General features: G+C 51.7%; 11 protein-coding genes. All 11 read left to right on the forward strand.

The window, feature by feature from the left end:
* Window positions 1-76: 76 nt before the first annotated feature.
* On the forward strand, window positions 77-1,039 hold the full coding sequence (locus tag HMPREF1250_RS09495) for a lactate/malate family dehydrogenase (RefSeq protein ID WP_023054390.1): 963 nt from the start codon (window positions 77-79) through the stop codon (window positions 1,037-1,039).
* A gap of 124 nt (window positions 1,040-1,163) precedes the next feature.
* Complete coding sequence (locus HMPREF1250_RS09500) at window positions 1,164-1,811, forward strand: HAD hydrolase-like protein (RefSeq protein ID WP_023054459.1); 648 nt, start codon at window positions 1,164-1,166, stop codon at window positions 1,809-1,811.
* Between the two features lie 15 nt (window positions 1,812-1,826).
* Window positions 1,827-4,754: an insulinase family protein gene (locus tag HMPREF1250_RS09505; protein ID WP_023054515.1), complete on the forward strand. Its 2,928-nt coding sequence runs from the start codon at window positions 1,827-1,829 to the stop codon at window positions 4,752-4,754.
* A gap of 14 nt (window positions 4,755-4,768) precedes the next feature.
* The gene (gene gluQRS, locus HMPREF1250_RS09510; protein ID WP_036243235.1) at window positions 4,769-5,722 is read left to right on the forward strand and encodes a tRNA glutamyl-Q(34) synthetase GluQRS; all 954 of its coding nucleotides are present in this window, start codon (window positions 4,769-4,771) and stop codon (window positions 5,720-5,722) included.
* Window positions 5,723-5,877: 155 nt separating this feature from the next.
* The gene (gene mraZ, locus HMPREF1250_RS09515) at window positions 5,878-6,318 is read left to right on the forward strand and encodes a division/cell wall cluster transcriptional repressor MraZ (protein WP_023054482.1); all 441 of its coding nucleotides are present in this window, start codon (window positions 5,878-5,880) and stop codon (window positions 6,316-6,318) included.
* A gap of 8 nt (window positions 6,319-6,326) precedes the next feature.
* On the forward strand, window positions 6,327-7,259 hold the full coding sequence (gene rsmH / locus HMPREF1250_RS09520) for a 16S rRNA (cytosine(1402)-N(4))-methyltransferase RsmH (protein ID WP_023054407.1): 933 nt from the start codon (window positions 6,327-6,329) through the stop codon (window positions 7,257-7,259).
* The gene (locus tag HMPREF1250_RS09525) at window positions 7,256-7,681 is read left to right on the forward strand and encodes a septum formation initiator family protein (RefSeq protein WP_231391311.1); all 426 of its coding nucleotides are present in this window, start codon (window positions 7,256-7,258) and stop codon (window positions 7,679-7,681) included. Before rsmH ends, HMPREF1250_RS09525 begins: the two co-directional genes overlap by 4 nt.
* Before the next feature lie 81 nt (window positions 7,682-7,762).
* Window positions 7,763-9,259: a UDP-N-acetylmuramoyl-L-alanyl-D-glutamate--2,6-diaminopimelate ligase gene (locus HMPREF1250_RS09530; RefSeq protein ID WP_023054477.1), complete on the forward strand. Its 1,497-nt coding sequence runs from the start codon at window positions 7,763-7,765 to the stop codon at window positions 9,257-9,259.
* A 2-nt stretch (window positions 9,260-9,261) separates the two neighbouring features.
* Window positions 9,262-10,635 (forward strand): UDP-N-acetylmuramoyl-tripeptide--D-alanyl-D-alanine ligase, encoded by a 1,374-nt coding sequence (locus HMPREF1250_RS09535; protein ID WP_023054397.1) that lies wholly within the window; start codon window positions 9,262-9,264, stop codon window positions 10,633-10,635.
* Window positions 10,636-10,640: 5 nt separating this feature from the next.
* Window positions 10,641-11,609: a phospho-N-acetylmuramoyl-pentapeptide-transferase gene (gene mraY / locus HMPREF1250_RS09540; RefSeq protein WP_023054424.1), complete on the forward strand. Its 969-nt coding sequence runs from the start codon at window positions 10,641-10,643 to the stop codon at window positions 11,607-11,609.
* A gap of 27 nt (window positions 11,610-11,636) precedes the next feature.
* Window positions 11,637-13,001 carry a UDP-N-acetylmuramoyl-L-alanine--D-glutamate ligase gene (gene murD / locus HMPREF1250_RS09545; RefSeq protein WP_023054417.1) on the forward strand — a complete coding sequence of 455 codons (1,365 nt, stop codon included), beginning with the start codon at window positions 11,637-11,639 and terminating at the stop codon, window positions 12,999-13,001.
* The last annotated feature ends 20 nt before the right edge of the window (window positions 13,002-13,021 follow it).

The following is a 13,021-nucleotide window of genomic DNA, read 5'->3' on the forward strand; positions in this document are numbered from 1 at the left end:
AAGGATGAAAAACACGACTGTTTGGTGTACAATAAAATTTAAGCATGTAAAATTTGGTTAAAGAAATGAGGGGGTCATGATGAGTACAGTAAAAAAGAGGGCCGTCGGTGTTATCGGGTTAGGGCATGTCGGGGCGCATGTCGCCTTTGCCTTCGGACTTACCGGAACAGCCGATGAAGTCAAGCTTTGCGATTTGAATGAAAGCAAAGCTGTCAGTGAACGGCAGGATCTGATGGATGCCGTCATGTTCATGCCGCACCGCGTCAACTATACGCTCGCTAAATACGAGGAATTGGGAGATTGCGATGTTATCATCAATGCGATCGGTAAGATCGACCTTTGCGCGACAGGTAACCGCGATGACGAAATGGGCTTTACCGTTCCCGGCGTTGCCGGATATATCGATAAGGTTATGGCCGGCGGTTTTGACGGCGTCATCATCAATATTACCAATCCCTGTGACGTCGTTACGCATTTGCTTGCTACTCGGAGCGGTTTGCCGAAGGGACGTGTCTTCGGCACCGGTACGGGCTTGGATACGTCGCGCTTGGTCAGTGCCATTTCGCAGCAGACCGATGTGGAACATCATTCGTTTACGGCCTACATGATGGGCGAGCACGGCAACTCACAGATGACGCCGTGGTCTGTCGTCAATTTCGGCGGGCAGCCGTATACGGAATTAGCGAAAGAAAACAAACAGTACGATTTCGATACGAAAGAGCTGACGGAACGGGCTATTAAAGGCGGCTGGGTCACGTATCAGGGTAAGCACTGTACGGAATACGGGATTGCCATGACGGCCGTTACGATGGCGAGCGCCGTGCTTCATGATGAAAAGAAAATCATGGCGGCCAGTGTCGCGCTTGACGGAGAATACGGCGAAAAAGGCATTTTTTGCGGTGTTCCTGCCGTTATCGGAGCAAACGGTATTGAACGCGTCGTCGTTTTCGATTTGCCGGCAGACGAATTGCAGGCCTTGAAAGGCTGCTGCGCCACCATTCGCGCCAATATCGCCAAGGCCGATAAATTATTGCAATAAATGCTTTTCTGATAGCCGTCTTTCCGACAGGAGAGGCGGCTTCTGTTATTTTCGGGAGTTAGCGGTGCTGCCGATGACAGACTGTGGTATAATATAAAAGTTAGAGAGAAGATGGGAGGAACTCATGTATAGACATATTCTGTTCGATTTGGACGGAACGCTGACGGATTCTCAGGAAGGCATTATCAAATCCGTCGCATATGCCCTGGAAAAGCAAGGGGAAGAAACGGCGGGAAGATTGGAACAGCAGGTTATCATCGGGCCGCCGCTGATGCTGACTTTTTTGGATACCTTCGGATTTTCACCAGAAAAAGCCCAGGCTACGTATGCCTTTTTTCAAGAACGTTACGGCACGATCGGCAAGTTTGAAAACAGGCCGTTTGCGGGAATTATTCACATGCTTCGGCAATTGCAGTCGGCCGGCAGCAAGGCCTATGTGGCCACGTCAAAACCGCAGGTGCATGCGGAGGCGATTTGTGAGAAGTTCGGCTTATCTCCGTATTTGACTGAAATTGCCGGCAGTGTTCTCGGCGGGACGGAAGATAAGGCTGTTGTTATTGATCGCGTGTTGCGGCATATCGGCAGCGGCGCTGCCGATAGCGCCGTTATGGTCGGTGATCGGAAATATGATGTCATCGGCGCCAGAAAAACGGGCATTCCCGTTATTTATGCCGCTTTCGGCTATGGCAATGAAGCGGAACGGCAGGAATTTCCGGCCGATTATACGGTGAACAGTGTCGCAGAACTGACGGCGCTCCTCCTACACAGTTAAGCAAAGAGGTGTTTTATGGAACAAACATTGAAATGTAATGAAGTATACAACGGCTTTCGCGTCCACCGAGCGGAAGCGGTAACGGAATTGAACAGTTATGCCTATGAAATGAAACATTTGCAGTCCGGCGCCAGGCTTCTGTACCTGGCAAACGATGACGATAATAAGGTATTCTCCGTTTCGTTCCGGACGACGCCGCAGGACAGCACCGGCGTTCCCCATATTTGTGAACATTCGACGCTGTGCGGCTCGCGGAAATTTCCGCTGAAAGAACCGTTTGTCGAGTTGGTCAAAGGATCGTTGAACACGTTTCTGAACGCCATGACTTTCCCCGATAAAACGATGTATCCTGTTGCCAGTCGCAATGATCGGGATTTCCGAAATCTGATGGATGTTTATCTGGATGCCGTCTTTTTTCCGAATATGCTTCATGACGAACAGATCCTGATGCAGGAAGGCTGGCATTATGAAATGGCGACGCCGGAAGAGCCGTTGACATACTGCGGCGTTGTATATAATGAAATGAAAGGCGTGTTCTCTTCGCCTGACGCTCAATTGGAGCGGCGGATCATGGAAAATCTTTTTCCCGATACGACGTATGGCGTCGAATCGGGCGGTGATCCCGATGTCATTCCTACGTTGACGCAGTCGGCTTTTACAGCTTTCCATAAACGATATTACCATCCGAGCAACAGTTATATTTTCTTGTACGGCAATATGGATATTGACGCTACGCTGTCTTTTATTGACAGCGAATATTTGAGCCGGTTTACGGCGACGGCCGTTCATTCGGAAATCGGCCGGCAGCCGTCTCGTTCTCCGCTCGTCAAGTCCTATGCTTACGGCATCGCTTCCGAGGAAAAGACGGCACAAAAAACGTTGCACAGCTTGACCTATGTCATCGACGACGCCCTGGATCCGACGTTGGGCCTGGCAATGAAGGTGCTGACCTATGTCTTTCTGCTTTCGCCGGCGGCGCCGCTGAAAAAGGCTCTCGTCGATGTCGGCGTCGGAAAGGATATTTCCGGTGATTTCCAGGACGGCCTTTTGCAGCCGTTGTGGGGGATAACAGTCAACGGATCGGAGCCGGAAATGGCCGGCGAGATACTACCGGTCGTACGCCGCGTATTACAGGACAGTGTTGAACGGGGCATCGATAAGGTGTTGCTGACAGGCGCCTTGAACCGTATTGAATTTTCCTTGCGTGAAGCCGATTTCGCCGGTCGTCCGAAAGGTCTCATTTACGGTATCCGTTGTATGGATACTTGGCTTTATGACGGCGATCCGCTTGCCGCGCTCCGCTACGAAGAGGCGTTGCGAGTACTTCGTGCAGGTATTGAAAACGGTTATTATGAAGATATTATCAAAAAATATATCTTAGATAATTCCTATTATGCGCTTATTTCACTGGTGCCGGAAAAAGGATTGGCGGAACGGCGGGACAAGGCGTTGGCCGAAAAGCTTGCAGCTTACAAGGCTTATCTGTCGGCAGCGGAAATCGCCGCTATCGTAGCGGCGACACGGGCGTTGAAAGAGAAGCAGGGAACGCCCGATACGCCGGAAGCGCTGCTTTCCATTCCGACTTTGGCGCGGCAAGACCTGAAAAAAGAAGCGGAATGCGTCGACTTTACCGTGACTGCTGCCGCCGGTGTTTCTCTTTGCCACGTACCCGATGTGACGAACGGCATTTCTTATGTTGAAGCCTGCTTTGATTTACGGGGCTTGTCGGAAGAAGAAATTTCTTATGTGTACCTCCTCAGCGACTTGCTTGGCGATATGGACACGACGGCGCACGAGTACGGTGAATTGGCGTCGCTTATCGATTTATATACAGGCGGTATCAGTTATGGCGTAGAAGCCTTTTCCAAGCAAGACAGTCCGGACGAATACGTTCCCGTTTTTCGGATAAAGGCCAAAAGCTTGGACATTCATGTCGATAAATTGATTGATTTACTGCGTGAAATTTCCTTGCAAACTGTCTTTACCAACGCCGCTCGTCTTGCGGAATTGATCGAAGAGACGAAAACGGGGTGGGATATGGATGCTTTCAGCCGCGGGCAGACGTTGGTCATGCACCGCTTGTTATCCTACGTTTCGGCGGCAGAAGGCTTTGCCGACGCCGGCGAGTTGTCTTATTACGCCTTTGTCAGTAAAATAGCCGCTTCTATTCGTGAAGATGGCGGTGTCACGGCAGCGGCGTTGGCGGCCGTTTTGAAAAAGATCATTGTACGTTCCCGCATGACTGTAGCCGTTACCGGTGACGTTGCCGCAGAAAAACGGGTACGGCGTCTGCTGCCGCAGTGGACGGACGCCATGGAAGAGGGAGAAGCCGGCGGCAGCACATGTTCCTTTGACAGGACGGTTAAAAATGAAGGGATTATGACGAGCGGCACCGTCCAATATGTGGCAAAAGGGGGGAATTTCCGCAAGCACGGCTTTTCGTATACAGGGGTCATGTTGGTCCTGAGTACGATTTTGCAATACGAATATTTGTGGACGAAAATCCGCGTACAAGGCGGTGCATACGGTGCTTTTACACGTTTTTACCGCAACGGCAATATGGTCTTTTGCTCTTATCGGGATCCCAATCTCGGCAACAGTCTGCAGGCCTATGATGATTTGGCCGATTATTTGCAGCAATTCGACGTTTCCGACAGGGAGATGACGAAGTACGTTATCGGTACGCTGAGCCGCGTCGATACGCCGCTGACGCCGGCGTTGCGAACTGCCAAAGCTCTTTCGCGCCATTACAGCGGCGTTACGAAAGAGTGGGCGCAGCAGATACGGGATCAGCTCTTGGCGGCGACGGCGGCCGATATCCGCGCCTTGGCTCCGCTCGTTCGTGCCGTCATGCAGGATAATCAACTCTGCGTTCTGGGCAGCGAGACTAAGATTCGGGAAGACGCGTCGTTGTTCAAGAATCTTATATCTCTGCCGAATTGATGACTGCCGGGATCATGCGCGGCAGATTTGCTCCCAGCCCGACGGGATATCTCCATTTGGGCAATGTTTGGACGGCCTTTCTTTGCTGGCTTCAAGTTCGTCAACAGGGGGGCAAACTGATTTTACGCATAGAAGATAACGATGAACAGCGATCCAAAGAATTGTTTCGCCAGGCGTTTCTGGAAGACCTGACATGGCTGGGGCTGTTATGGGACGAAGGACCGGATACGGGCGGACCGGCCGGTCCGTATACGCAGCAGGAACGGTACGCCGTCTACGCGGCAGCGCTTCGGCAGCTGCAGGAAAGGGGCTTGCTTTACCCGTGCTATTGCACGCGGGCGCGTCTGCAGTCTATCGGCGCGCCTCATCCGGGCGAGCAGTATCTCTATGACGGTCACTGCCGCCAGATGAGCCTGGCGGAGCGCCGGCAAATGACGCGGACCCCGTCGCTGCGGATCCGTGTGCCTGCCGCCGAGATCGTTTTCAATGACGGTGTTTTCGGCAGGAAAAACGCTTTTTTGCCAGCTACTTGCGGCGATTTTATTGTACGTCGCAGTGACGGCATGTATGCTTACCAATTGGCGGTTTCGGTAGATGATGCGCTGATGGGCGTTACCCACGTGCTGCGCGGCGCGGATTTGCTGGCATCGACGGCGCAGCAGATTTGGCTGATACGGCTCTTAGGTTATGAAGCGCCTGCATATACGCATGTTCCCTTGTTGGTCGACAGCGACGGTCATCGGTTGTCAAAACGACAGAACGGCATCACCGTGCGTTACTTGCGCGAGCAGGGGATTGACAGCGATACGTTATTGTCCTATTTGGCCTGGCGAGGGCATCTGTTGCCGGATCGCAGGCGCTATTCTCTGACAGAACTGAAAAAAAGGTGCGATCTGCAAAAGCTTACGGCCGAAAATATTGTTATTCATAAAAATTTAGAAAATTATTTATCTTTGTTTTTTCCTTAAAACTACAAGATATAGTACCGACAGAAAGGTTGCTGCATAAAAGCGGTAACCTTTCTTTTTTTATCCCGATTTTCACGAAATATCTTCATTGTCATTTTGTGTGGAAATGTGGTAGAATGTGGTGAAAAGTGAAACGAAAAGGAGGTGACGGCAACATGTTTATGGGAGAATATTCACATTCTATCGATACGAAAGGCCGCGTGATCATGCCGGCTAAATTTCGCGAAGAACTGGGCCTGTCATTTGTCGTCACCCGCGGCTTGGAAGGCTGTCTCTCCGTTTATACGAAGGAGGCTTGGGAACAGTTGGCGCAGGCGATGAAAAAATTGCAGGCTTCAAAAGAAAATGTTCGCGCCTTTAAACGTTTCGTTTTCGGCAGCGCCGCAGAAGTCGAGTTCGACAAGCAGGGGCGCATACTGCTTCCCAGCGCGCTGCGTGATTATGCCAAGCTGAGTAAAGATGTAGTTGTCCTGGGGACGGGTGACAAGATCGAAATCTGGAGCAAGGCCGCTTATGAAGAATATGCGGCGAAAACCGTTCCGGCCATGGAAGAGATAGCGGAAAGTCTTGACGGCCTGTTGGATATAGATTTCTAGGAGGGCTCATGGATTTTCATCATATCAGTGTCTTGCGCGAAGAAACAATCGAACATCTTATCGGTGACCGCGACGGCGTTTATGTTGATTGCACGTTGGGCGGCGGCGGGCACAGCTGCGCATTGGCAGAGCGGTTGTCCGAGAAGGCGACGCTGATCGGGTTGGATCAGGACGAAGCCGCCATCGCTGCCGCCGGCAAACGGTTGTCCGCTGCCAAATGCCGGTTTATTCCGGTACGGCGTAATTTTTCTCACTTCCGTGAAGTCATGGATGAATTGGGAATTGCTGCCGTTGACGGCGTCATGTTCGACCTGGGGGTGTCCAGCTATCAGTTGGATGTGCCGGAGAGAGGGTTTTCTTATCAACATGACGGGCCTCTTGACATGCGCATGGATCGAGGCGCCGATATCAGCGCTTACGATATCGTAAACGGATACAGTGAAGAGGCGCTTTATCGAATTATCAGGGAATACGGCGAAGAACGCTGGGCGAAGCGGATCGCGCAGTTCATCGCGGCGGCGCGGCAAGAAGGACCTATTGAACGAACCGGCGATTTGGTGCGGATTATCAAAAAGGCTGTTCCGGCAGGGGCCCGTAAAGACGGTCCTCATCCGGCCAAGCGTACCTTTCAGGCTGTTCGCATTGAAGTAAACGGCGAGCTCAAGATCTTGCGCGCAGCCGTCGAAGCCGCTTCGGAACGGTTGAAACCGGGCGGTAAGCTGTGTGTGATCACGTTCCATTCGCTGGAAGACAGAATTGTCAAAGAAACGCTGAAACTGCTGGCAACGGACTGTATCTGTCCGCCAGACTTGCCTGTCTGTACCTGCGGACATAAAGCGACGATGAAGGTAAACCGCAAGCCCATTGTGCCGGGAGAAGCGGAATTGGCGTCCAATCCGCGGGCACGGAGTGCGAAATTGCGGACAGCAGTCCGCTTGTGATAAATATAGTTTTTGTCGATTACTGGGGATGTGTTGAACAAATGTTGGCCAGAAAAGCAGGGTATATACCGTATGAGGAAAATAGAGGGCTTCCTTCATCACGGCGCGTAGCGGAAAGAAAACATTTCAGCAGAGTGATTGCACAAACCTTGTTTATTGTTTTTCTTTGCGCCTTCTTTCTGCTTCTTAATGTTGCTCTGGCAAAGGCGCGGATCGATTACGGATATACGCTGATGCAGGAAAAAAGGCAGATACAGAAACTGCAGCAGGAAAATGATGATTTAAAGGTGGATATTGCACGCATGGAGTCGCCGGAACGAATATATAAAATAGCGACCGGCGATTTGGGAATGGTCGTACCGTCAGCCGTTCTGTACAGTCAGAATCGCCGTCAGACGGACAATACCGCCGCAACGATATAGAAGTGCAAGAGCAGTCTTAATGCTGGTTAAGACTGCTATTGTTGTTTGTATTAGCATGACAGCATAAGGGGAGGAATAAGGATGAAAACAGTAGAAGAATTAAGTCGTCAAATAAAAGGGATCTATAATGTAGATGGCAATGTAAAGACCGAGATTAGCGGTATTTCCGCCGATTCTCGTGAAATAGAAGCAGGGTATTTGTTCGTCTGCATTGCAGGCGTTCATGTTGACGGCGCTAAATTTGCCGCGCAAGCCGTTGAAAAGGGAGCCGTTGCCGTGCTGACGGCGAAGCACCTGGACCTGCCTGACCGCGTCGTACAGTTGATGGTTCCCGATATTCACCATGCGCTGGAAGACATCGTTCCTTATTTTTATGATTATCCCGGCAAAAAAATGCGCATGATCGGCGTAACCGGCACGAACGGTAAAACGACGACAAGCCATATTATTGCGCACATTTTGCGTGCCGCCGGCCATCATGTCGGCGTTCTCGGCACGATTCACGCGCTCATCGATGATGAAGAACTGCCGATTCATAATACGACGCCGGATGTGGTGGAATTGCAACATTTCCTGTATCTGATGGCGGAGCGCGGCATAACGCATGTTGTAATGGAAGTATCAAGTCACGCGCTGGAATTAAATCGCGTTGCCGGAATCGAATTTGATACGGCGGTTTTCACAAATTTGACGCAAGATCATTTGGATTTTCACAAGACGTTTGAAAACTACGTTGCCGCTAAAGCCAAATTGTTTCAAGGGCTGACGGCGGGCGATACGGTCAAAGGCAATAAGACGGCTGTCGTCAATGTAGACGATCCGTACGCCAAAGATATTCTGGCCGCCTGCCGCGGCAACGTGCTGACGTATGGCGTGGAACAGGAAGCGGACTTACGGGGATCTTCGTTGCAGGTGGAATTGAAGAAATCATCGTTCCATGTTTCCGGTCCCTTCGGTTCCGTTGATCTGCAGATGCATATTACCGGGCTGTTCAATGTGTACAACACGTTGGCGGCTATCGGCGCCGCCCATGCCGAAGGCGTCGACACGGCGACGATCGATCAGGCCATTCAGACGTTCCGTTCCGTTCCGGGGCGGTTCGAACTCGTTGAAGCGGGACAGGATTTTGCCATCGTCGTCGACTATTCCCATACGCCGGACAGTTTGGAAAAAGCGTTGACAACGGCACGGGCCATGCATCCGAACCGGATTATTTCCGTCTTTGGCTGCGGCGGTGACCGGGATCGTACGAAACGGCCCATTATGGGACGCATTGGAGCCGCGGAATCGGATATCCCCATTGTAACCTCCGATAATCCACGGTCGGAAGATCCGGACGCCATTGTTGCCGAAGTGGCGGCAGGTGTGAAGCAGGGACTCAGAGAAGGGCAAACGTATGAAGTGATTGTCGACCGCCGCCGGGCTATCACGCGGGCTGTTGAAATAGCCGGGGCCGGTGATATCATCGTTATTGCCGGCAAGGGGCATGAAACGTATCAGATTTTAAAAGATAAGACGATCCATTTTGATGATCGGGAAGTTGCAAGAGAAGCGGTTCAACAGTTGAAAGGAAGATAAGTATGGCGGCCTTTACGATTGCCGAAGTAATTGAAGCTACCGGCGCCAGACTTCTGCGCCGAGGAAACCGTGAGAACGCGTTCAGCAGTATCGATACCGATACGCGCACGCTTTCACCGGGATCACTTTTTGTCGCGTTGCAGGGCGATACGTTTGACGGTCATCGTTTTATTGCTGCAGCCCTTGAAGGCGGTGCGGCCGGTGTTCTCGTTGCCAGGGAAACGGAAAAATACGGCGACGGCGATTGTACGGTTTTTTTGGTCACCGATACCTTGAAGGCCTATCAGGATCTGGCCCGCTTTCATCGGCGTCGTTTCGCAATCCCCGTCATTGCCGTTACAGGCTCCGTCGGCAAGACCTCGACGCGGAGTATTATTGCCACGGTACTGGCGCAGAAGTATAATGTATTGCAGACGGAGAAAAATTTTAACAATGAAATCGGATTGCCGAAGACCTTGCTGAACCTGACAGAAGATCACGGCGTTTGTGTCGTGGAAATGGGCATGCGCGGCTTGGGACAGATTGCCGAGTTGGCGGCGATTGCCGAACCGACGATCGGCGTCGTCACCAATGTCGGCAAGAGTCATATCGAGCTTTTGGGATCACAGGAAAATATCGCCAAAGCCAAAGCGGAGCTTGTCGCCGCTTTGCCATCTGACGGCGTGGCCGTTCTCAATCAGGACGATCGCTATGTTGCCGCCATGGCCGATATCTGTCGCGCCAAGAGCGTCACTTACGGCGTCTTGAGTAATGCCGTGATCCGAGGCTGCCGCATTGAGGCAAATGAAAAAGGACTCCGTTTCAGCTGCCGTTGTTTTGATTTGATGTTTGATATAACGATGCCCGTCATCGGCAAGTATACGGTTTATAACGCTTTGGCCGCCGTCGCTGTCGGACGGGTTTTGGGCTTGAGCGAGCACCAAATGCGTAAAGGATTAAGCGAATATGGCGGCGTGCCGATGCGCTTGGAATTAGTGCGGCTTGATCCGTACACCTTTATCAACGATGCTTATAACGCCAATCCCGCTTCCATGAGCGAAGCCGTTTCCACGCTTGCCTCGCTGACGACGGGACGGAAGATCGCCGTCCTCGGCGGCATGTTGGAATTAGGCGACTGGACGGAACGGGAACATCGGACTGTCGGCAGGCAAATAGCCGCTGCGTCGATTGACGCCCTTATTGTCTTGGGCGATGAAGCCGCTTTTATTGCCGATGAAGCCAAAAAGGAAGGAATGGTCAATGTCTGGATTACGGCAAATCACGACGAAGCCGCAGCCATGCTGAAGTCGGTATTACTGCCGGGAGATACGGTTTTGCTTAAAGGATCCCGCGGCTTTGCCATGGAAAAGATATTGACGTATTTTGAAAGGAAGTAATGTGAATGTTAAGTACCCTCATCATGGGATTTGTTGTCAGCCTTGTTATCGGCTTGGCCTTGGGGCCGATCGTGATCAGAGAATTGAAAAAATTTCGCGCCCGGCAATCGGAACGGGAAGAGGGGCCGGAAAGCCATAAATACAAAGCGGGAACACCGACGATGGGTGGTATTCTCATATTAGTTGCAGTCATCGTTTCCTGTCTGCTCTTCAACCCTTTTGAACTGCGTAAGGCCTTGGCTCTGCTGCTGACCTTCGGGCACGGTATCATCGGTTTTCTCGATGACGGCATTAAAACCGTCAAGCGCCGCAATCTGGGCCTGACGGCAAAGCAAAAATTGTGCGGTCAGTTCATACTGGCGGCTGTTTTTTGTCTCGTACTGAACGTGTATTTGGAATTTCCGACAACGCTCTGGATTCCTGTCGCCAATTGGACGGTTGATTTGGGGTTCTTCTACTATATCTTTGTTTTCTTCATGATCGTCGGTACCAGCAACGCCGTGAATCTGACGGACGGATTGGATGGTTTGGCGGCCGGTTCCTGCGCGATTACGTCTGTGGCGTACGTGGTCATTGCATTGGCCCTCGGTTACGGTAATTTTGCCGTTTTCTGCGCTGCATTAACCGGTGCTTGTCTGGGATTTCTCTTTTATAATCAGCACCCGGCAAAAATGTTTATGGGAGATACGGGCTCATTGGCCCTGGGCGGCGCCTTGGCGGCCATGGCGATCTTAACCGAGACCGAACTGTTGTTGGTTGTTGCCGGCGCCCTGTATGTGCTGGAAGCACTGTCCGTCATTATACAGGTAGTTTCGTTTAAGACACGGGGCGTACGCGTCTTCAAGATGAGTCCCATTCATCATCACTTTGAATTGTCCGGTTGGAGCGAAGTAAAGGTTGTGACGGTCTTCTGGAGCTTTTCGGCGCTGATGGCCATTATAGCTATCCTTATCGTCTTAGCGGGAGATCATTAATTATTTTTTTATAAAGCAGGTGCAGTCATGAGTATAATGGATTTTTCAGGAAAAAAAATATTGGTAATCGGCGCCGGCATCAGCGGCAGGGCGGCAGCTTCCGTTTTGGCCGCGCACGGTGGCAAGGTAACGCTGAACGATATGAAAGCGATTGATGCGGCCGATGAACGGTGGCGGCCTTTACGGCAGGCCGGCGTGACGCTGCTTTTCGGCATACAGGACGCGTCTCTGTTGGACGGTGTCGACATTCTCGTACCGTCGCCGGCCATTTCTCCTGAAATACCCATTATGAGAGAAGCTGTGCGGCGGCAGATTCCCATTTGGAGTGAAGTGGAGGTAGCCGTTCGGGTGACGGACGCCGAGATACTCGGTATTACCGGCACCAATGGAAAGACGACGACGACGACGTTGGTCGGAGAGATCATGAAGGCCTGCGGCAGGCAAACCGTTGTCGGCGGCAATATCGGTGTCGGCTTATCGGAACAGGCTGCCGATTTACCGGCTGATGCCGTCGTCGTTGCCGAGTTGTCCAGTTTTCAGTTGGAATTTACCCAGACAATGAAAGCCAAAGCCGCCGTTATCTTGAACCTTACGCCGGATCATCTCGACCGCCATCACACGATGGAAGCCTACGGTGCGGCCAAGAAGCGGATCTTTCGCAATCAGGACCGGACGGACTTGGCGGTGCTGAACTATGACGACCCGTTGGTGCGCGGCATGGCTGGCGATATGACGGGAAACGTTGTGTACATATCGACACAAGGCCCCGTTCCGGCAGGCGCTTTTGCGGAGAAGGGGCAGCTTATTTTCCGCGAAGCTGGTATCGACACGGTCATTTGCCGTGAAGATGAACTGAAGCTTTTCGGCAAACATAATATTCAGAATTGCCTGGCGGCGCTGCTTTTGGCCCATGCCGGCGGCGCGTCTTTCGCCGTTATCCGGCAAGTGCTGAAAACGTTTAACGGCGTCGAACATCGTTTGGAATGGGTGCGCACGCTGAACGGTGTATCCTATTACAACGACTCGAAGGGAACGAATACGGACGCTTCAATCAAGGCGCTTGAAGCTTTTCCGGGACATTTGATTCTTATTGCCGGCGGCTATGATAAAATGACGCCCCTCGATGCTTTCATGTCGTTGGCGGCGGTGAAAGTGGATGTATTGATCCTGATCGGGCAGGCTGCGGAACGTTTCCGCATTGCCGCTGAAAAAGCGGGTGTTAATGATATCCGTTGTGTCGGAGATTCGATGGAAAAAGCGATCATGACGGCGCGGAAGATAGCGAAGAAGCCGCAGGCCGTACTCTTATCGCCGGCTTGCTCCAGTTTTGATATGTATGATAATTATGAACAGAGAGGCCGCATCTTTAAAGGTATTGTCAACGGTCTGTAAGAACGATAAAATCTGTGCTG

The organism is Megasphaera vaginalis (ex Srinivasan et al. 2021) (assembly GCF_000478965.1).
Taxonomy (GTDB): domain Bacteria; phylum Bacillota; class Negativicutes; order Veillonellales; family Megasphaeraceae; genus Megasphaera; species Megasphaera vaginalis.

What these genes read in the sequence shown, in the direction of transcription:
- HMPREF1250_RS09495 (WP_023054390.1), top strand. Translation starts at nt 77, where the DNA reads ATGATGAGTACAGTAAAAAAGAGGGCCGTCGGTGTTATCGGGTTAGGG.
- HMPREF1250_RS09500 (WP_023054459.1), top strand. Translation starts at nt 1,164, where the DNA reads ATGTATAGACATATTCTGTTCGATTTGGACGGAACGCTGACGGATTCT.
- HMPREF1250_RS09505 (WP_023054515.1), top strand. Translation starts at nt 1,827, where the DNA reads ATGGAACAAACATTGAAATGTAATGAAGTATACAACGGCTTTCGCGTC.
- gluQRS (WP_036243235.1), top strand. Translation starts at nt 4,769, where the DNA reads ATGCGCGGCAGATTTGCTCCCAGCCCGACGGGATATCTCCATTTGGGC.
- mraZ (WP_023054482.1), top strand. Translation starts at nt 5,878, where the DNA reads ATGTTTATGGGAGAATATTCACATTCTATCGATACGAAAGGCCGCGTG.
- rsmH (WP_023054407.1), top strand. Translation starts at nt 6,327, where the DNA reads ATGGATTTTCATCATATCAGTGTCTTGCGCGAAGAAACAATCGAACAT.
- HMPREF1250_RS09530 (WP_023054477.1), top strand. Translation starts at nt 7,763, where the DNA reads ATGAAAACAGTAGAAGAATTAAGTCGTCAAATAAAAGGGATCTATAAT.
- HMPREF1250_RS09535 (WP_023054397.1), top strand. Translation starts at nt 9,262, where the DNA reads ATGGCGGCCTTTACGATTGCCGAAGTAATTGAAGCTACCGGCGCCAGA.
- mraY (WP_023054424.1), top strand. Translation starts at nt 10,641, where the DNA reads ATGTTAAGTACCCTCATCATGGGATTTGTTGTCAGCCTTGTTATCGGC.
- murD (WP_023054417.1), top strand. Translation starts at nt 11,637, where the DNA reads ATGAGTATAATGGATTTTTCAGGAAAAAAAATATTGGTAATCGGCGCC.